Origin of the sequence: Paenibacillus septentrionalis (assembly GCF_042659865.1) — a bacterium.
GTDB lineage: Bacteria > Bacillota > Bacilli > Paenibacillales > Paenibacillaceae > Pristimantibacillus > Pristimantibacillus septentrionalis.
Map to the genome: position 1 here is coordinate 551,187 of NZ_JBHSTE010000002.1, position 20,054 is coordinate 571,240.

Genomic DNA, 20,054 nt, shown 5'->3' on the forward strand with positions numbered 1-20,054 from the left:
AATAGGAGGGAACGTGATGAATATTGGATTTATCGGAGCAGGAAGTATGGGGAGCCTATTAATTGAAGCTTTTATAATTGCTGAAGCGATTGAGCCGCACCAAATCTATGTAAGCAATCGAACCTATGCCAAGGCGGAAGCATTAGCATACAAATTTCCTGGTCTTCATGCGCTGGAGCATAATACAGATATTGCGCTTAACTCGGACATAATCTTCTTATGCATCAAGCCGCATGAATTCGCAAAGGTCATATCAGAAATTAAGCCTCTGCTTAGACCCAATCAGCTTATCGTATCCATAACAAGTCCTGTGCTGCTGTCCCATTTGGAGCGGGAGCTTAACTGTCATATCGCAAAAATGATTCCTAGCATAACGAACAAAATGTGGAGCGGAGCTACGCTATGCATTTACGGCAGCCGCATTGATCAAGAAAGCCAAACCAAGCTTGAAAAGCTGCTTGCCTATATTAGTGAGCCAATTCGTATTGAAGAAGACTTTACACGTGTAGTGTCAGATATATCGAGCTGTGGCCCTGCCTTCTTTTCATTTTTGCTGCAGCAGTTCGTTGATGCCGCTGTCGAGGAAACTGGTATTTCTAGGGAAGGTGCGATGGTAATTGCAAGCAATATGCTGCTAGGCACCGGCTTACTGCTGACAGAAGGTGGAATGACAACTGAGGATGTGCAAAAAAGAGTGGCCGTACCTGGCGGCATTACAGCTAGAGCACTAGCTATGCTGAAAACCGACACAACGGGCATCTTTAATAACCTGATCCGGACAACACATGCCAAGTATTACGAGGATGTTGAGCAAGTAAGTGCCCAATTTGACAAAGAAGAGGTTAGCGAGCAATAGCTGTGCTTCAGCTATGTTCGCCACCTCTTCCTTTTTGGTCTTACCTCAATTAGTTAGCTACAATATTTACAAGCTTGCCTTTTACAGCAATAACTTTTCTAATCGTTTTGCCTTCGATTAGCTCAGCAACTTTAGGTTGTTGCTTCGCTTTTGCTTCCATCTCAGCTTCATTCAAATCTGCAGGGATGGATAAACGCTCAACGATTTTACCGTTAACCTGAACAACAATTTCAACCTCTTGGTCTACTGTCCAAGCCTCTTCAAATGTTGGCCATGCCTCATACGTAATCGTACCGGAGTGTCCAAGCACCTCCCACAGCTCTTCAGCAATATGCGGAACAATTGGCGCAATCATTTTCGCGAAATCTTCCATCGCCTTACGTGGCAATACATCAGCCTTGTAAGCCTCGTTTACAAAGATCATCATTTGGCTAATCGCGGTATTGAAGCGCAAATTCTCAAGATCATCTGTAATTTTCTTCACAGAGCGATGCCATGTGCGCATAAATGCTTCGCTTGCTTGCTCTGTGTCGGCAATACGAGGGTTCAGTTCACCGCTTTCTGTTACATACAAGCGCCAAATACGTCCAAGGAAGCGATATGCTCCTTCAACCCCATTCGTATTCCAAGGCTTCGTTGCCTCCAGCGGCCCCATAAACATTTCATACAAGCGAAGCGTATCCGCTCCGAACTCATTTACGATATCATCCGGGTTAATAACGTTGCCGCGAGATTTGGACATTTTTTCGTTGTTCGTTCCAAGAATCATGCCTTGGTTTACAAGCTTTTGGAATGGCTCCTTCGTATGAACAACGCCGATATCATACAGCACTTTATGCCAGAAGCGTGCGTACAGCAGATGAAGTACAGCATGCTCCGCACCACCGATGTATAGATCAACCGGCAACCACTCTGCCTGCTTTTCAGGAGAGCAAATTTCCTTGTCATTTTTAGGATCGATGTAACGAAGGTAATACCAGCAGCTTCCAGCCCATTGCGGCATCGTATTCGTTTCGCGACGTGCCTTCATGCCTGTTTCAGGATCAATTGTATTAACCCAATCCTCAACGTTGGCAAGCGGTGATTCCCCTGTGCCCGATGGTTGAATCGCATCTACATCCGGAAGCAACAACGGTAACTGATCCTCAGGTACTGTCTTCATCGTACCATCTTCCAAATGCAGGATTGGAATCGGCTCTCCCCAATAGCGTTGACGCGAGAACAGCCAATCACGCAAGCGATACGTTACTTTAGCCTTCCCTTTGCCTGTTTCCTCAAGATGCTTCACCATTGTGGAAATCGCTTCTTCATTGTTCAGGCCGTTCAAAAAGTCAGAGTTGACGTGTGGACCATCCCCAGCATACGCTTCCTCTTCCAAATTCCCGCCGGATACTACCTCGATTATCGGCAGGCTGAATTGCTTCGCAAACTCGTAGTCACGAGAATCATGTCCAGGTACCGCCATGATCGCACCTGTACCATAACCCGCCAATACATAATCTGCAATCCAAATTGGCAGCTTGGCACCGTTCACTGGATTAATGGCATAAGCGCCCGTAAATACGCCAGTCTTTTCTTTCGCAAGATCTGTACGCTCGAGATCGCTTTTGCGTGATGCCGCCTCCTGATAAGCCTCTACTTCCGCTTTTTGCGCAGCCGTTGTGATCTGCTCTACCAAGCTGTGCTCTGGCGCAAGCACGCAGTATGTTGCACCAAACAATGTGTCAGGGCGTGTCGTAAATACGACAAGCGAATCACTATGTCCATCAATTTGGAATGTAACCTCTGCTCCAGTTGATTTGCCGATCCAGTTGCGCTGCATGTCCTTGATGCTTTCGGACCAATCCAGTTCCTCAAGATCCTCAAGAAGACGCTCAGCGTATTCTGTAATTTTCAACACCCATTGACGCATCGGCTTCCGAATAACAGGGTGCCCTCCGCGCTCACTCAAGCCGTCAATAACCTCTTCATTCGCAAGAACCGTTCCAAGCGCCGGACACCAGTTAACCGGAACTTCATCTACATAGGCCAAGCCTTTGTTGTACAGTTGAATGAAGATCCATTGCGTCCATTTGTAATACTCTGGATCTGTCGTACTGATTTCGCGATCCCAATCGTATGAAAATCCTAGCGACTTGATTTGACGACGGAAATTGTCGATGTTGACAAATGTAATGTCTCTAGGGTGCTGTCCCGTATTCAACGCATGCTGTTCAGCTGGAAGACCGAACGCATCCCACCCCATCGGATGCAGCACGTTGTAGCCCTGCATACGCTTGTAGCGTGATACGATATCTGTTGCTGTGTAGCCCTCTGGATGACCAACGTGAAGACCTGCTCCAGATGGATACGGAAACATATCTAGCGCATAAAATTTCGGCTTGTTTTTATCCTCGCCTGTTTTGAACGTTTTGTTTTCTTCCCAATACGTTTGCCATTTTGGTTCGATCGATAGCGGACTGTAGCCATGTCTGGATTGCTCTTGACTCATACTTACTCCTCCTTTTTGATACACAAAAAAACCTCTCTCCCCGCGGATTAACGCTAGGGACGAGAGGATTCGCTCACGTGGTACCACCCTAGTTAACAGCTATATGCTCTACAGCTGCTCACTTTCATGTCTTTATCGCAGACATACGGTGTATTTCACATTTTCGTTTCATACACTGCTCCAAGGCGAGTTCCGTTCGTCCAAGCACCGACTTTCACCAGCCGTCGGCTCTCTGAAGCTTAAGCTCGATCGTACTACTCCTCTTCATTGCATTTCAGTTTGACAATTATAATTGATTATATAAATCCTGCTAAGCAGTGTCAAGTCAATACAGCTAAGGCATCTCAATTGACTCGTCAATGATATCCTTATGACGTTTGGGCGGTCGATGACTGGACAGGTAGTAATACATCGAAAGAAGCAGCAGCACCATATGTATAACTGCGCCAATAACCGCATCTGCTCCCTGCATCAACAGTGCCATAAACCACAGGCTGACGATCGGCAGCTGCAAAACAAATACGACCACAACTGCAAGCTCTACCTGTTTATCAATGATTTTAACATTCGTAAATTTGCGAACCGCCAACGATATAAGAAGTAGAATTCCGATTATAAGCAGCACCATCCCCCATACCCGCAGGCTGGTTAGCAATGCCCCTCTGCTAATTCCTAAAGATTTATAATCGAACCATTTATAGATGGTATAGTTAATGCCGCATATGCATGAAAGCACCGCGACTAAAGCTACTTCCCATACTCGGTATAACATGGTTGCACCACACTTTCTTCATCATTTCATTACTGTGTCATCTACGCTTATGTAAACCGAAACGTATGATATGATCCTGAAGACCAAGCTGCTGCAATATTTCATACTGATAAGGACCGAGTAAATCAAAATGCGGGTATTGATCTCTATAATGAATATAATCTGGATTCAATTGATGCGCCCTGCACCAAGCGGCGAGCTTCTGGACATCACGACAGCCAACCTTCGTAACGGTATGGCTGTTTGGGAAGCGCGCATCTCGCCAATAATGAGTTAAAAAAGCGATCTGTCCTTGGTTAATGGCAGCTTTCCAAGCTTCTAATTCAGCACGCGTGATACCGAATGCGATACAAAACACCTCCGTTCTGTCAGCCAAGCAAAAAAACATAGATACTTTAGCATACCATAACAAAGCAAATGATGCACTCATTGGTTACAACTGGTATACTAGAACAGATTAATAGAAATGAGGACATAAGCAATGACAAACACATTTAACCAGTTGGGAGTCGGCGAGCAGCTGGTCAAGCAGCTTCAGCTTAACGGTATAACTGAGCCAACTCCTATTCAAAAAGAAGCAATTCCCGCACTGCTAAAAGGAACAGATCTTATAGCAAAAGCACAAACAGGAACAGGAAAAACACTCGCATTCATACTGCCTATCCTTATGCAGGTTCGACCACATAAGGATCAGGTGCAAGCATTAATCTTGACTCCTACGCGTGAGCTTGCTATTCAGATTACGAGCGAGCTAAAAAAGCTGGCATCAGCAGTGAATGCAACCGTACTGGCCTGCTATGGCGGTCAGGACGTTACTGCACAGGTCAAAAAGCTGCAAAATGCACCGCAAATAGTAGTCGCTACCCCAGGTCGACTGCTCGATCATTTGCGCCGTGAAAGCATCAACATCGGCAAGATTACGCATTTTGTATTGGATGAGGCCGATCAAATGCTGCACATGGGTTTCCTTCCTGATGTGGAATCCGTTATTATGCAAACGCCAAAGGCTAAGCAAACGATGCTTTTCTCAGCAACGATGCCCGATGCCATTCGTCAGCTTGCAGTTCAGTATATGAACAAGCCTCAGTTTATTGAGATCCAATCTCAACAAGTGACGCTGGACAACATTAAGCAGCGTGTTGTTGAAACAACGGATCGCGGCAAGCAGGCTGCTCTTATCCAGCTGTTACGAACGCACAATCCGTTTTTGGCTGTTATCTTCTGTCGCACAAAGCTTCGTGCCTCCAAGCTAACGGAGGCGCTGCAGGAGGAAGGCTTTAACGCAGATGAGCTGCATGGGGATTTAACTCAAGCGAAACGCGAGCAGGTGATGAAACGATTCCGTGATATGAAGCTGCAAATTCTCGTTGCAACAGATGTTGCTGCACGTGGTCTCGATGTCGAAGGTGTATCGCATGTCTACAACTATGACATTCCACTTGATGCGGAAAGCTACATTCACCGTATTGGTCGTACTGGCCGTGCAGGGCATACTGGCTACGCAGTCACATTCGCTACAGCACGGGATATGGGGAAGCTGGAAGCGATCGAACGCGGTATCAAGCAAAAAATTGTGCGCCGCAAGCCCGATCAAAACGATGCTATGCCTGGCAAAGGCGATGACTATGCACGTCCCGCTGCAAAAAAGCCTAGGCAGCCGCGTAATGAGGATAGAAACCGCAAGCCGGGACAAGCTGGATCCGCTGCTAACTCAGCAGGTGTAAAAGCAAAGCCTACGCAAAAAAAGGATAATCCTTGGGAAATCACTAAATCAGATTTGGAAATAGCACAAGGCAAGCTTCCTAAAGGCTCCAGCTCTGGAAAAAAATCATCGAGTTCATCGCGCTCGAAAGATAGAAGCAAAACCAAAAACCAGACTGGACGTGGCGGACGCTCTGGCGGCAGAGGCCGCCGATAATAGAAAGAGGCTGGCGTAGTACCATTTTGTTTATTACCGCAGCCAAACCATAAGCTAGATCAGCTGCATCGCTTACATTTATACAAACTAATAAAAAACCGAACTGTCACGAATTGTTGTTACAAGCGCATTTCGTATCCTAGTTCGGTTTTTTAGTACTGGATTTCATTTCGTGTCTACTGCTGCATATGCTTTATTTCTTCCTTCACGCTTCGAACGATATAATTGCCGATCAGCTTCCCCCACCAGTTCAACCTCATTGCGATATCGGGTATGCTGATCCAGTGTTGCTACTCCTAGACTTATCGTCGTTATGCCACAGCTTCTATTCATATGTGACAGCTGCGCGTCCTCAACCGCTTGTCGCATTCTTTCCGCAGTTGCCAATGCCTCATCGAGCTTCATATAAGGAAGCACAACGATAAACTCTTCTCCACCGTAACGAGCATACAGACTATTGAATGGCAGCTGCTGGCTTGTAATCTCGATGACTGCTTTCAAAAGCTGATCCCCTTGTATATGACCGTAATAATCATTGTATTTTTTGAATTCATCCAAATCCAGCATAATAATCGATAATGCGGCTTGATGATCGAGTGCTTCTTGAAAAGCCTGACGAATGTACGTATTAAAGCGATGACGATTATACAGCCCAGTCAAACTATCAATCGCTGCTTGGTGGGCAAGCTTTTCATTCGCAAGCTTAAGCTCCTTCGTTCTCGCACTCACCTGTTCATCAAGTGTCACGTTAAGGGTTCGCAGCGAATGATTCAGTTGCTCCGTCTCCTGAACCTTATCCGCAAAGCTCTTGCTCATAATAAAAATTTGCAGGACTACGTAGACACCCACTGTAAGCAGCGACAACGTTGTAGTAAAGATCCAGCCCTGCACAAACATATAATCATTAAGCAGGCTGAGGCTCACCAGTATTAACCCAATGATATTAGGGATATCCTTCTTCTCTAGTCCTTTAATGCCATTGCGAGCCTCTAATACAACAGGAATTGCGACAAATAACGACAAAATCAAGACGAATTGATACACTCGCTGGAATATAATCGGCTCTGTAAACAACGTAATAGCCAACAAACTTCCGATTCCTCCAACGATAAATCGCAGCAGTCTTTTGGAAAACTTCTTTACAAACAGCTTCTCATACCATTCAGTTATTAATAGGATGAGCAAAAGTACACTTGCCTCTGAAAATAAGTATTGCAATCGTGTTCCCCAGCTATAATTAATTTGGTAAAGTACAAGCGTGTAGTAAAAGGGCTCCGCAAAGATTGCACGAATCGCAAAGCTAATGCAGAACAAACCAAAAATAAGAAAGGTTTTCTCATTTTTTCTAAACCAAGCAAACAAAAGCATGAACGTACCTATAATAAAAATACAGCCGATAACGAACAGCATCCATATAATATTAAAATTGAATTTCTGCGAAACTATTACGGGGTCTCCGATATAGATCGAATTTTCAAAACCGCCTCGTAATTGACCAAAGCTAGACACTTGAAGCGTAAATAAAACCTCATTTGAATCCGGTACAAAGATTCCCATTTTAGGCGCCATCTCTGACCGATGCTCTACTGAATTCATGCCTACTGTACCATTGCTAGCTATTTCAATTTGATCTGCATACAACTTATATGCACTATATTGAAATGGGATATAAACTGCAAGGGTACGTCCTACATACTCATCAGGAATAATTACTCTTGTCACATATGTACCGAATGTATCGTTATCTCCTGTCTGTTCCTTAAATGAAGAAGGAAGCAGCTCTGTTTCCAAAAAGTCACGCAAAATATAATGATAGGCCTCAGCAGGCGGGATTAATTTCTTTTCGAAGAAAAACCACTCGCCGTCCAAGGCCGTGTAAAATTCATGTTCATTTTCATCGCGCAGATCAATCACTGCTGGCAGATGTGAATCTTGCTCTTCGGCGTAAATCGTTTGCATTTTCATATGGATAAATTGAGAGATGATCATAATAAAAAGTATGCAAATGATGATATACCACAATCGAGGCAACGTTGCTTTTTTGAACATGAGCGTTCACCTCATTTTTTAGATGTATAATACAGTCTACCATATTCATAAATAAAGAAACGATGGAAAAATCGAACAATAAGACTTTTTATCGTATATTGTCGAAATTATGTCGAAATTTGCAGATTCCAATGGATTGATATGTAAAAAAAATGACCGATCGAGGTTGGTCACTTCGATTGGTCATATATCATTAGGCACGTTATGTCCTATATTGCAGCAGACTTGTCTGCAGCTGATGAAATGCCTTCTTATGCTTTCTGCGAAATGCGATTGTTGAGCTGTTCGCAACCGCCGCATCGATCCTTGTCGTCGCAGCATGACTGCAGCGCTTGCACACCTGCAGCTGCGTCCCATCAGATTTTTTGACGGTTTCAAGCAGCTTCGTGCGAGTCGCGAGGCATACAGGACAAGTGCCGCGAGCTCTTGAAGGCTGCTTGTACAATGCTTTACCACGATTATTTTTAGCCATATGAGTCCTCCGCGCATCTTAAAGTATTCACTATTTAGCGAACCTTTTCTATTTAATGCGGGAGTCCTTTTATTTATGCCTGTTTTACTAGAATCGGGGCTAGCTTTTTCCAGTGGAACGATGCTGCTTAAGCTGTTCAACCTCTTCTTCTGTCAGCTCGCGATACTGTCCTCGTTCAAGCGATTGATCAAGTTCAAGCGGTCCCATTGAAAGTCGATTCAGTCGCAATACTTGCTTGCCTACGCTCTGGAACATTCGCTTAACCTGGTGGAATTTTCCCTCGGTAATCGTTAATCTGATCCAACTGCACGGACCGTCACTGCTATCTTCATACGAGTCGATGATCAGTTTCGCTGTCTTCGTTATATAACCATCATCAAGCGCAACGCCTTGCTCGAATGCACGCTGATCCTCCTCCGTCACATGACCAAGTACGTATGCCTCATAGGTTTTATCGACATGCTTTTTCGGAGATAACAGCTCGTGGGCCAACTGCCCATCATTCGTAAGCAAGAGCAGCCCCGTAGTGTCTTTGTCAAGACGTCCAACCGGGAACGGCTTCAACAGCTTGTCCTCCGGCTGTAGCAGGTCGATAACTGTTCGCTCGCGTCCATCCTCCGTGGCGGAAATCACCCCTTGAGGCTTGTTCATCATCAGATATACGACAGAACGATAGCTTACAAGCTCCCCGTCAAATGTGACGGTATCCGCATCCGGATCAACGATATGGCCGCTGTCCTTGGCCTTCTGATCATTGACATACACTCTTCCGGCCTTTACTGCTTTTTTTATTTCACTACGTGTGCCAAACCCTGCATGCGCCAGCAGTTTATCCAAACGAAGCCTTTCACTCACTTACATCATCCTCCAACCCGCAGGAAGCTCATTTTTAATCATACCATCCAAATATTTTCCAAATCCAACCGGAAACTGATCCACACATATAAGCACGTAGCCATTTTTCTTCACGGAAGCATTGAATTGCAGCTGCTGTTCTTCAACAAAAATTGTCTCTCCTCTTAAATAACGAAGCAGCTGTTCATCGTCTGCCGACAATGAAAGAACTCGTGCCGCCTCACGTGGCCTTAATGCCATCGCTAAAGGGTGAAATGGTGCAAATTTATTGCGCTTCATCTCTCCAATTAGCCATCCTGCTCGAATCACTTTTAAGCCCTCCAAACTAGGGAGCTCCTCTGGCTGCAAGTAAACTCTGCTGCCAAACATCACTGCACGAAGCTGCCCGTTGCCTGTAAGCTGCACGTTCTCCAGCTGGAACTGCTGCCAGATTGACTCGCAATCGAGCTCCTCAACCTTTGCACCTTTTACTTTCACGGGCTTGCCCTTAGGCTTTGCCTTGCCCTTTACTTTATCATACGTTTTATGGTCTTGCATTGTAATGCCTGACCAATCAATGCTTAGCTGGGTCGGCTCGACAGACTGCGGCCTATCCGATGGCTGCCCTTGACGCATGAGAACAGCAACAAAATGCCCCTCGCCTTTCGTTCGGTGCGGCCATAACCGTACCGTTCTTGCTATGGATAAAAGCTGTTCCTTACTCAGCTCGGCTCCTGCTTCGGAAGATACCCACTGCGGATTACCGCTTGCCCAGCCCCACCGCGGTTCTATCGGCACCACGCTGAAGTCCGGATGACGAGCAATAAATCTTGCGATTTGCTCCTCATTTTCCTCAGGTGAAAATGTACAAGTAGAATAGACCATGCGCCCACCCGGGGCGAGCATCTGTGCTACTTCATCCAAAATCTCACGCTGCATCGTGGAGCAGCGTTCTACAGAATAGGATTCCCATTCTTCGACCATCGATGGACTCTTGCGGAACATCCCTTCCCCAGAGCAAGGAGCATCAATTAAAATCCGATCGAACCACTCTCCAAATTTTTGGGCAATATTGGCTGGGTGCTCATTTAACACCACTGCGTTTCGAACGCCAGCCAGTTCAATATTTTTAGCTAACGGCTTCGTTCGTTCCGTAGCTATATCATTTGTAATTAGAATGCCCTCGCCTTGCAGCTTAGAAGCAATTTGCGTTGACTTCCCGCCAGGTGCAGCGCATAAATCAAGTACACGATGTCCAGGCTTCACATCAAGCAGTTCGACAGGAACCATCGCACTTGGCTCTTGTATATAATATAAGCCCGCGTGATAATGCGGATGCTTGGCTGGTCGAACATCATCTGTATAGTAAAACGCATTGGCACACCACGGAATTTGCTGCAAATAAGGCTTCATATCGGTTTGCTCCAGCCATGTTGCAGCATTAATTTTTAATTCATTGATGCGCAGTCCGTAAAAACGTTCTTCATTATAGGATGCTAGAAAACGCTCATATTCCTCTCCTAAAAGCAGCTTCATTTTGTCAACAAACAATTTTGGTAAATTTAGCTTCATTCGCGTCCTCCAATACTAGCAGAAAAATTTCCTCTACTATAAATTTAGTGTATAATATAAAAAAGTAAGAGCCCTAATCTTATATCACTCCTAATCCAATTTAGACGGAGGTAATATGTCAGTGAACAACAAGAGAAAAAAGAAAAAAAGCAATATGGTCTTTATTTACATCGGTGTTGTCGTAGTATTGTTAGTGGGCATATTTGCGCTTGGCAACCTGCAACAGGACAACCCTCTATACGGCAAACCAACAAGTGAGCTTAACCCTGCTACTCGTGCTCAGCTGAATGATGAGAATTACCAGAATATTATATTACCAGCAGCGCTTGATGAAAAGGTCGAGAACAAAGAAGATTTCATCGTTTACATGTTTTCATCCACTTGCATTTATTGCAAGGAAACAACTCCTCAAATTATGCCAATCGTCAACGAGCTTGGAGTTGAGCTGAATCAATTTAATCTGCTAGAATTCCCTGAATATCAAGCCAAGTATAATGTCGAGTTTACTCCTACACTCATTTACTTCGAGGATGGTGTTGAAAAAGAACGTATCGTTGGCGGAGTGTCAGCAGAAGGTTCTGGACAAGGCGCTACCTTAGAGGATTTCCGAGCATTCTTTGAAAAATACAAAGGATAACATGGTGGCATTATGAATGAAATGAACGTTGACGATATGAATCAGCAGCAGCAGCTTTCTGAAAAGCCTTCATCCAAGCTTTCTGGCGTAATGTATCTGTTTCTGCTAGGATTCGCGCTGATCACGCTGCTGGCTGCTTGCAGCTTAAGCGACAAGGAAAGCCATGTTCATATGGTTGGCTCTGAAACGTGGGAGACAACCGCTTCTGCTGAAGAGCTGCCTCAATTTCTCGATAATCATACCGATCTGACTAGATCGCTTTATGGTGAAGTAATTGAGCATGCCCATCACTTAAGCGGGCTGCCATGCTATTGCGGATGCATGGAGGGGACAGACATTGACGAGCCCCATGATTCTTTGCTCAGGTGCTATCTAATCGAGCAGCTGGATGATGGCTCAGTCACCTGGACCGATCATAGTACTACGTGCGGCATATGCAAGCAAGAGCTGCAGCTCGCCGTCGAGATGTCCGATTCGGGTAACAGCCTTGAAGAAATCAAGGCGGCAATCGACCAGCAGTTCAAGCATTAACTCGCGTTGAAACCAAAAATCACCGAGCTCGTTTTCGAGACTCGGTGATTTTTTTCTGCCTTACTCGTTACAGTTAATCCAAATAAGCCTTGTTTTTCCGTGCTTGGGCGATATCAGCCGTTAGCTCCACAGATATCTGCTCAAGGGCATCGTAATCCTCTTGAGCAAACGCTATATTAAATTTTCCTTGATATTGAGCAGCAAGTCTTACTTCATGATAAGAATATAGCTTTTGAATGCCAGATAAAATCGCAGCCACACAATTAGAATTTTCTTCAAAGGTCATTTGTGCGTCCAGAATTTCCTTGCGAATGCTTGTCATCTCATTATCCAGCAAATTAGCCGCCTCTGCTGCCTTCTGTAGTCGATACTTTACCTCTTCCGGCAAATCCTTTTTATATTTATAATTGAGCGAATGTTCAATCGTCGCCCAAAAATTCATAGCCAGCGTGCGAATTTGGATTTCTGCCAATATCAACGTATGCCCTAATGCCGTTTGAACGGGATATTCTATTATCATATGGTAGCTGCGGTAGCCGCTTTCTTTGTAGTTCGTAATGTAGTCCTTCTCATATACAAGCTTTAAATCCTGACGACTGCGAATAAGTGATGCCACTCGATATATATCATCAACAAACTGACACATAATACGTATTCCAGCAATATCCTCAATGCCGATATGAAGACGATCTTCGCTAACATTCAACCGTTTCGCTTTATCTAGAATGCTTGATACCCGTTTAACACGTCCAGTAACAAACTCAATCGGCGCATAGTCCTCTCGGCTCTTCAGTTCGGCTCGCATCGTTTTAAATTTCACTTTTAGCTCTTCTACTGCCTGCTCGTATGGCTGCAAAAATAGACCCCAATCTCTTCCGTCCATTCGGCCGCCTCCTGTACGTTATTTATGATCTGCCCCAATTGCTTCCATAATATGCGTAAAGCCATCCTTGCGCATGCATTCCTGCAAGCCTGCAGTCAGCTCTCGAAGCAATTCTGGTCCTTTATAGATTAATGCTGTATAAACCTCAACCAAAGATGCACCAGCCCGAATTTTATCGTATGCATCTTGGGCTGTAAAGATTCCACCAGATCCAATAATTGGAAGTTTGCCTTCCGTTAATTGATATACCTTGCGGATCACTTCAGTGGAGCGCTCACGCAGTGGCGTACCGCTTAATCCTCCCGCCTCGCCTTGATTAGCATGGGATAAGCCTTCGCGAGACAGCGTTGTATTTGTTGCAATAATCCCGTTAATATTGCTGTTTTGAATCGTTTGTACCGTATGTGCAAGTTGATCATCCGTCATATCCGGTGCGATTTTCACAAAAATCGGCTTTACTTTAGCGTTTCGCTGCGCTGCCTGGATATCCATCTCTTCGCAAACGTGAACGAGCAAATTATGTAATTCATTGCCATGCTGCAAGTCGCGCAATCCCTGTGTATTGGGTGAGCTAATATTAACTACGAAAAAGTCTCCATGATCGTATAGGGTACGAATACATGACCGATAATCCTCATGAGCGAGTTCATTGGCTGTCGCTTTATTTTTTCCGATATTAACGGCAACAGGAATCGTATGAAACTTGCGGCGCTCTAATGCTTGAGCCATCTCGGTGGCGCCATTATTATTAAAGCCCATTCGATTAATCAATGCCTCGTCCGGAGGCAACCGGAATAAACGCGGTTGTTCATTACCAGGCTGTGGTTTAGGGGTTACTGTGCCCGCTTCCACAAAAGCAAAGCCTATATTGGAAAAGCCATCCGTTGCAACTCCATTTTTATCTAGCCCCGCTGCAAGACCAATTGGATGCATAAACTGCATGCCGAGCAGATTGACATTCAGCTCAGAGGTAGGCTTCACGCCGTACAGACTATGTAAGATCGAGCATGCCCCAGGTACTTTACCAGCAGTGGCAAGTCCATCAATAACGAGATGATGAGCTTTTTCCGGGTCCATCTTGAAGAAAAAAGGCTTTAATATATTTTTGTATAACAACACTGTCCACTCCGTTCCCATAAAATGTTCTCTATCTTTTAGTGTATCGTTTTTGCTCATAAAAAGAAAGTAATGGAACTGGTAATTCTGTATTGTTAGCGCATTCATATTGCCAGTCCAATTCAATTGCATTACAATACATCTTATAGAGACTATTACGAATAGAAAGGTTGAGTAGCATGGGCGCACCGAAACGTAAACCAGCAACAATAAAACAAAAGCAGCAAGAGGAAGTTAATAAAAAAGCTATCTATTGGTTAGCGGGATCTGCTGGAGCTGTCATTGTCATCTTAGCTGTATTAATGATCATTTTCTCATAGTACATAATGAAAGCTTCATGAGCAGCTCCTATTAAGGAAAGTTCTCATGAAGCTTTTAAGAATGAAGTTTGCTTTTCTCTTTTAATCCACTGAAATGAATATTGGGTTATTTCTTTATAAACAAAAAAACAGCGCAGATAATCGTACCTGCACTGCTTCTTCAAAACGCAATTTATGCGTTGAACGGTTCATCAGAAATACGAATGGAGTCGGTTGGGCAACCATCGCATGCATCCTGCATATCTTCGTACATATCTTCAGGGATTTCAGTAACCCCTCTGTTATTATCACCGTCATAAATCACTTCGGCTAGCCCTTCATCATCGTAGTCGTAAATGTCCGGCGCAGTAGCCCCACATGCACCGCAAGCAATGCAAGTGTCTTTTTCAACCCATGTAAATTTAGCCAATGCTATTCCCTCCTAAGTTCTATCACAACAAAGCAGTTTACCATGTACTCATGTACTCTGTATATATACCAAAAGCTATTATATCACATTATACAGGCAGTTGTGTACTACGTTTTATTCTTATTCGAAATCAATACTATTTAATTTTTCTAAGGACGTTCCTCGTATCTTTTTATTGCGAATCAAGCTGGAAGGATCATCGGTCAGCATGCCAGCCGTTAAAACAGCGCCTTCTCCAAATTTATCACGCAGCTGATCCATTACCTTTGTCAAAGCCTCCTTTTTGGGCTCTTCCTCATAGCTGAATAAATCAAGCTGTATCGCAGCCTCTCTTTCGGCCACTAAGTTTTGCAGCGTCACGCCTAAAAGTCTTACTGGCTCACCCATAGCCCAGTGCTGTACAAATAATCGTTGAGCATGCTTGTACACCTCTTCCATGCTTTGGGTTGGAGTGGGCAGCGTAAAAGACCGTGTAATCGTTGACATATCGGGTCTGCGTATTGTAATTTGCACAGTGGATGCCACAAGACGCTGGTGACGAAGTCGGCGTGTCGTTTGATCAGATAAGTTTAGTAATACACGATTTATGTCATCGATATGCGTTAAATCAGCTGGTAAAGTTGTTGTATGTCCAATTGATTTGCTCCTCTCACGCTCCGATTTAACAGGACTATGATCCAAACCATTTGCTGCATCTTTAAGCCAGCTTCCCATGACGCCAAATGTTTTTAGCAACAGCTGCTCGTCAGCCTTTGCCAATTCGCCAATCTTATGAATATGAAGCTTCTTTAGCTTCTCGGATGTTTTCGCACCAATCCCAAACAAATCTTGGCACGGCTTAGGCCATAGCACATCCGGTACATCCCTGCGACGCAATATCGTAATTCCATTAGGCTTCTTCATGTCGGAAGCCATTTTGGCCAACAATTTATTCGGAGCAATGCCGATTGAGCAAGGCAAACAAAGCTCCTGCGCAATCTTCATTTGAATCATTTGAGCAATTTCCAGCGGTGTTCCAAATAATTTAGACCCTGTAATATCAAGATAGCACTCATCGATTGAGACCTGTTCGATAATCGGTGTATATTGATACGCAATCTTCATAAATCCTTTTGAATACTGCCGATACAGCTCAAAATTAGGTGAAATTAGAATGAGATCTGGTGCAATTCGCTGAGCTTCTCTTACGGTCATCCCTGTTCGGATACCCAATGCTCTTGCTTCGTATGAGCAGGTCACGATTATCCCTTTTCTTTTCTCTACGCTGCCTGCCACGGCCGTTGCTTTTCCTTTATACAATTCCGGTTCATCAGCACTGTGAACAGAGCAATAAAAAGCATTCATATCGAGATGCAACACGACTCTACCATTAGATGGATAATAATCTTGAACATTTGACATGCTGTTCACCGTCTTTCTTCATGCACTCATTCATATAATCAACAATAGATACCGACCAAGCTTTCCTAATTATAGCACAAATGTTCGCGTTCCTGCATCCGTGGTTACTGAAGGGCGGTTAAACAATCTAGATTCATGCATATTTTCACATCATGCTATCCCTTCGCAGGTATAAAGTGCTATAATAGGGCAATATGGTTTGTGCAATGGCTATTAATGAAGGAGGCGGCATTTCTTATATGTCATCAAACATCTTTATTTTTGACACTACGCTGCGTGACGGCACTCAAGGGGAAGGAATCAGCCTGTCTGCAGACGATAAGTTGAAAATCGCCAAAAAGCTTGATCAATTAGGCGTTCATTATATTGAAGGCGGCAATCCAGGTAGTAACGGCAAGGATATTGAATTTTTCCAGCGTGTAAAGTCACTAAATTTGAATGCCAAGCTTACGGCATTCGGCAGCACAAGACGTAAAAACAGTGTAGCTGAGCATGATGCAAACTTGCTTAAAATTGTAGAATCTGGGGTTCCAGCTGCTACACTCGTCGGCAAAGCGTGGGATTTCCACGTGCACATCGCCCTTCAGACCTCACTTGAAGAAAATCTGGCGATGATTCAAGAATCTTTCGCGTTTTTGAAGCGCAATAGCATGGAAGCCATGTATGATGCAGAGCATTTTTTTGATGGATATAAAAACAATCCTGAATATGCATTAGCAGCATTGAAGGCAGCCAAGGATGGCGGCGCTGACTGGCTCGTGTTATGTGATACGAATGGCGGTACAATGCCAAATGAGATCGCTGAAATTGTAAAACGAGTAAAAGCTGAGCTCGATATGCCAATCGGGATTCACACGCATAATGACTGCGAGCTTGCAGTGGCCAACACACTAGCAGCAGTTGGGGCGGGTGCTACTCAGGTTCAAGGTACGATTAACGGCTATGGAGAGCGTTGCGGCAATGCCAATCTGTGCTCGATCATCCCTAATCTTCAATTGAAAATGAATTACGATGTTTTGCCTGCTGATCAGCTTTCTATGCTGACGAACACTGCGCGTTACATTAGCGAGATCGCCAATGTCCATATGCCAGTCGGACAACCTTATGTCGGCAATGCTGCATTTGCTCATAAGGGCGGCATTCATGTATCAGCTATTATGAAGGATTCCAAAACGTACGAGCATATTGTGCCCGAATTGGTTGGGAACAAACAACGTGTCTTGGTTTCAGAGCTTGCTGGACAAAGCAATATTATTTCGAAAGCAGCCGTTCTTGGTCTGAATGTAAACACCAACAACGAAAAAACGAAACAAATTATGGATCATATCAAGCAGCTTGAGCATGAGGGCTACCAATTTGAAGCAGCTGATGCCTCTCTTGAATTGCTGCTCCGAAAAGCATTTGGCGATTGGAAGCCTGCATTCCAGGTTGAATCCTACAAGGTTAACACAGAACGCAAGCAGGAGCACATTGTATCTGAGGCAGTTGTCAAGATCAACATCGACGGACAGCAGATTTACACCGTAGCAGAGGGCAATGGTCCGGTTAATGCGCTTGATACAGCACTGCGTAAAGCTTTAGCTCAACAATATCCGGATATTGAACACGTATACTTAACGGATTATAAAGTGCGCGTCATTGATGAGACCGATGCAACTGCTGCAAAAGTACGCGTACTCGTAGAATCAACGGGCAAGCAAAACAGCTGGAATACGGTCGGACTATCCGGCAACGTTATTGACGCCAGTTGGGCAGCCATTGTTGATAGCTTCCATTATGCACTGCTGAGTTTGCAAAAAGTGAATGTTGAGACGCCTAATCAGGCTTCCCAAGCCCAGGATTATGTTGGATTAACCAATATTTAAGAATAATATATAACTTGGCAACACAAAAGGCGTGAGAGGACTCTCACGCCTTTTTAAGCTACGTATTAACCAAGTAAGAATCTATTATCTTTTCCCACTGCTCCAGCGTGATAACGCCATTAATCCGCTCTTTAATGACCCCACGCTCATCAATTAAGAAGCTGGTCGGAAAAGTATTCACCCGGTATAGCTTTGTAATATCTCCATCACGATCAAACAACACCTCAAATGTGAACCCATAATCTTCTACAAATTTCCTAGCTTGACGCTCATTATCTGTGTCAGTCGCATTTACACCGTATAAAGCCAGCTTGTCCCCATACTTCAGATGCAGCTTTTGCAGGTCCGGCGCTTCAAGCTCACATGGCCCACACCATGAAGCCCAAAAGTTAACAAGCTGCAGCTTGCCTGTTTGCTCTCCACCAAAGCTTACAGCGGCCTCCTCCAAATTCGGCAGTTCGTTAGGAAACGAAAGCTCGCCTGCTTTCGGCTTGAATTCTTGAGATGCGTGGCTTACAGCGCGATTAGAGCCTTGATTGTTCGTTTGGATATATTCATATACTGCAAATCCGCTAAGAAATAGCGCAACAACTAGCAATGGGAAAATTTTTTTCATAGTCTGCCCTTTCCTCTGTCAATTACTCTTTTCATACTATCACGGAAGCACTGGATGCTTCAAGTTTCGTACAACTCTTGTCATTAGTGTATGCGAATCGCAACTTTGCTATACTAGCGATAGGATATGATCCACAATAGCATAATAAAGGAGTAGAACTGATGCAAGCTGTAACAACAATCTCATCAACCTGCAGGCAACAGCTTATCGACTACGCGCTTCAACAGCTCCCTGAAGAAGCATGCGGACTGCTGCTTGCACCTATCGGCAGTGACACAATAACAGTGATGCAGCCTATTGCCAATAGACATCACAGTCGAGTATACGCCTTTACGTTTGATGCTGAGCAATGGGTCCACTACTATTTTCATGCATCCAAACTGAACCTGTCGGTCGTTGGCATCTTTCATTCTCATCCTCATGAGCAACCTCTACCTTCTGAGGCCGATATGAATGGATTCTTTGATCAACACATGCTGTATGCAATCATCGGTTTTAATCAAAAAGAAAGCCCACAAATTCGATTCTACCGACGTTCAAAGAATCGATTCATAGACTTTCCATTAGTGCTGACTTAAATACGCGTAGAGATCTCCAAGCGTATTGATATTTTTTCGGCCATTAATTTTTTGCATATACTCCAGCCATAATTGAGCCGTCATTAAAGAATCTGATAAGGCATGGTGACGATTGGAAATTGGTATGTGATGCCGATTAAGCAACGTATCCAGATCATATTGTGGCAGTCCTGGCTCCAGCCATTTGGCCAGCATCATCGTATCAATAACACGGTGATTGAGGCTTATTTTTGACGTTTTCCACAGTGCTTGATTGAGAAATTGCTTGTCATGACCAGAAGCGTGTGCCACTAATACACGTCTGCCGATAAATTGCATAAATGAGCTCAGCACTTGAATAAGGTCTGGTGCATCCTCCACCATTTCATTCGTTATGCCTGTTAATTCAATGATAGCCGGTGGAATCATGCGCTTGGGATTCACTAAGGAGTAAAAGCTCTCTTCTTCAATCACTTGCCCACCACGAACAGCAACGGCGCCAAAAGAAATAATTTCATCACCGTTAGCAGGACTAAATCCGGTCGTCTCCAAATCAAACACTACAATTTCAAGATCCGTCAGATTCATATCCAGCTCCGACAGCTTGCGTTGAGAACGGTTCATATTTCGTATTTGCGCCATTTGTTGGGCATGCTGCGAGCCTAACATTGAGGCAATCGCAGGCGTAAAACCACCCATCTTATATAAGTTCCACATTCTACCAACGCCATTAGGCTCCTTCATCCATTACACCG

20 protein-coding genes and 1 other annotated feature are annotated in these 20,054 nt (G+C 44.3%); of the genes, 7 read left to right on the forward strand and 13 right to left on the reverse strand.

Annotated features, from left to right (window positions below; all coding sequences use genetic code 11):
- The first annotated feature begins 16 nt into the window (after positions 1-16).
- Entirely contained in the window at positions 17-856 is an 840-nt protein-coding gene (gene comER / locus ACFP56_RS07600) for a late competence protein ComER (protein ID WP_379232910.1), read from the forward strand.
- A gap of 49 nt (positions 857-905) precedes the next feature.
- Here comER and leuS read toward each other — a convergent pair whose 3' ends face one another.
- The 3 genes from leuS to ACFP56_RS07615 all read right to left on the reverse strand — a co-directional run bounded on the left by leuS (position 906) and on the right by ACFP56_RS07615 (position 4,468).
- Complete coding sequence (leuS, locus tag ACFP56_RS07605) at positions 906-3,347, reverse strand: leucine--tRNA ligase (protein ID WP_379232912.1); 2,442 nt, start codon at positions 3,345-3,347, stop codon at positions 906-908.
- 52 nt (positions 3,348-3,399) lie between these two features.
- Positions 3,400-3,624: a binding site (T-box leader), on the reverse strand.
- A gap of 57 nt (positions 3,625-3,681) precedes the next feature.
- Positions 3,682-4,119 (reverse strand): hypothetical protein, encoded by a 438-nt coding sequence (locus ACFP56_RS07610; RefSeq protein ID WP_379232914.1) that lies wholly within the window; start codon positions 4,117-4,119, stop codon positions 3,682-3,684.
- A 37-nt stretch (positions 4,120-4,156) separates the two neighbouring features.
- Positions 4,157-4,468 carry a hypothetical protein gene (locus tag ACFP56_RS07615; RefSeq protein WP_379233306.1) on the reverse strand — a complete coding sequence of 104 codons (312 nt, stop codon included), beginning with the start codon at positions 4,466-4,468 and terminating at the stop codon, positions 4,157-4,159.
- A gap of 132 nt (positions 4,469-4,600) precedes the next feature.
- Here ACFP56_RS07615 and ACFP56_RS07620 point away from each other — a divergent pair, with 132 nt between their 5' ends.
- Positions 4,601-6,037, forward strand: coding sequence for a DEAD/DEAH box helicase (locus ACFP56_RS07620; RefSeq protein WP_379232916.1), 1,437 nt, complete (start codon positions 4,601-4,603; stop codon positions 6,035-6,037).
- Between the two features lie 165 nt (positions 6,038-6,202).
- Here ACFP56_RS07620 and ACFP56_RS07625 read toward each other — a convergent pair whose 3' ends face one another.
- From ACFP56_RS07625 to ACFP56_RS07640, 4 genes are all read right to left on the reverse strand, one after another.
- Positions 6,203-8,086 carry a sensor domain-containing diguanylate cyclase gene (locus ACFP56_RS07625; protein ID WP_379232918.1) on the reverse strand — a complete coding sequence of 628 codons (1,884 nt, stop codon included), beginning with the start codon at positions 8,084-8,086 and terminating at the stop codon, positions 6,203-6,205.
- Between the two features lie 202 nt (positions 8,087-8,288).
- Entirely contained in the window at positions 8,289-8,558 is a 270-nt protein-coding gene (locus ACFP56_RS07630) for a hypothetical protein (protein ID WP_379232920.1), read from the reverse strand.
- A 99-nt stretch (positions 8,559-8,657) separates the two neighbouring features.
- Positions 8,658-9,413, reverse strand: coding sequence for a pseudouridine synthase (locus tag ACFP56_RS07635; RefSeq protein WP_379232922.1), 756 nt, complete (start codon positions 9,411-9,413; stop codon positions 8,658-8,660).
- Positions 9,414-10,964 (reverse strand): RsmB/NOP family class I SAM-dependent RNA methyltransferase, encoded by a 1,551-nt coding sequence (locus tag ACFP56_RS07640; RefSeq protein ID WP_379232924.1) that lies wholly within the window; start codon positions 10,962-10,964, stop codon positions 9,414-9,416.
- 121 nt (positions 10,965-11,085) lie between these two features.
- Between ACFP56_RS07640 and ACFP56_RS07645 the strand changes: the two genes are divergently transcribed.
- Both ACFP56_RS07645 and ACFP56_RS07650 read left to right on the forward strand, forming a co-directional pair.
- Positions 11,086-11,601: a thioredoxin family protein gene (locus tag ACFP56_RS07645; protein ID WP_379232926.1), complete on the forward strand. Its 516-nt coding sequence runs from the start codon at positions 11,086-11,088 to the stop codon at positions 11,599-11,601.
- A gap of 12 nt (positions 11,602-11,613) precedes the next feature.
- Complete coding sequence (locus tag ACFP56_RS07650; protein ID WP_379232928.1) at positions 11,614-12,132, forward strand: PCYCGC motif-containing (lipo)protein; 519 nt, start codon at positions 11,614-11,616, stop codon at positions 12,130-12,132.
- Positions 12,133-12,205: 73 nt separating this feature from the next.
- On the opposite strand, the gene ACFP56_RS07655 is transcribed toward ACFP56_RS07650, so the two are convergent.
- The gene (locus ACFP56_RS07655; RefSeq protein WP_379232930.1) at positions 12,206-13,015 is read right to left on the reverse strand and encodes a GTP pyrophosphokinase; all 810 of its coding nucleotides are present in this window, start codon (positions 13,013-13,015) and stop codon (positions 12,206-12,208) included.
- A gap of 18 nt (positions 13,016-13,033) precedes the next feature.
- The gene (locus tag ACFP56_RS07660) at positions 13,034-14,131 is read right to left on the reverse strand and encodes a quinone-dependent dihydroorotate dehydrogenase (RefSeq protein ID WP_379233309.1); all 1,098 of its coding nucleotides are present in this window, start codon (positions 14,129-14,131) and stop codon (positions 13,034-13,036) included.
- A 179-nt stretch (positions 14,132-14,310) separates the two neighbouring features.
- Here ACFP56_RS07660 and ACFP56_RS07665 point away from each other — a divergent pair, with 179 nt between their 5' ends.
- Positions 14,311-14,451, forward strand: coding sequence for a hypothetical protein (locus ACFP56_RS07665; protein ID WP_379232933.1), 141 nt, complete (start codon positions 14,311-14,313; stop codon positions 14,449-14,451).
- Positions 14,452-14,623: 172 nt separating this feature from the next.
- On the opposite strand, the gene ACFP56_RS07670 is transcribed toward ACFP56_RS07665, so the two are convergent.
- The gene (locus tag ACFP56_RS07670; RefSeq protein ID WP_379232935.1) at positions 14,624-14,860 is read right to left on the reverse strand and encodes a ferredoxin; all 237 of its coding nucleotides are present in this window, start codon (positions 14,858-14,860) and stop codon (positions 14,624-14,626) included.
- A gap of 120 nt (positions 14,861-14,980) precedes the next feature.
- A complete protein-coding gene (locus tag ACFP56_RS07675) occupies positions 14,981-16,261 on the reverse strand; it encodes a DNA polymerase IV (RefSeq protein ID WP_379232937.1) in 1,281 nt (426 codons plus the stop codon).
- A 239-nt stretch (positions 16,262-16,500) separates the two neighbouring features.
- On the opposite strand from ACFP56_RS07675, the gene cimA reads away from it, so the two are divergent.
- Positions 16,501-18,126: a citramalate synthase gene (gene cimA, locus ACFP56_RS07680; protein ID WP_379232939.1), complete on the forward strand. Its 1,626-nt coding sequence runs from the start codon at positions 16,501-16,503 to the stop codon at positions 18,124-18,126.
- A 58-nt stretch (positions 18,127-18,184) separates the two neighbouring features.
- Here the strand turns inward: cimA and ACFP56_RS07685 are convergent, their stop codons facing one another.
- The gene (locus ACFP56_RS07685) at positions 18,185-18,742 is read right to left on the reverse strand and encodes a TlpA family protein disulfide reductase (RefSeq protein ID WP_379232941.1); all 558 of its coding nucleotides are present in this window, start codon (positions 18,740-18,742) and stop codon (positions 18,185-18,187) included.
- Between the two features lie 161 nt (positions 18,743-18,903).
- On the opposite strand from ACFP56_RS07685, the gene ACFP56_RS07690 reads away from it, so the two are divergent.
- The gene (locus ACFP56_RS07690; RefSeq protein ID WP_379232943.1) at positions 18,904-19,320 is read left to right on the forward strand and encodes a Mov34/MPN/PAD-1 family protein; all 417 of its coding nucleotides are present in this window, start codon (positions 18,904-18,906) and stop codon (positions 19,318-19,320) included.
- Here ACFP56_RS07690 and ACFP56_RS07695 read toward each other — a convergent pair.
- Positions 19,306-20,043 carry an exonuclease domain-containing protein gene (locus tag ACFP56_RS07695; RefSeq protein WP_379232945.1) on the reverse strand — a complete coding sequence of 246 codons (738 nt, stop codon included), beginning with the start codon at positions 20,041-20,043 and terminating at the stop codon, positions 19,306-19,308. The genes ACFP56_RS07690 and ACFP56_RS07695 overlap by 15 nt on opposite strands.
- Positions 20,044-20,054: the final 11 nt, after the last annotated feature.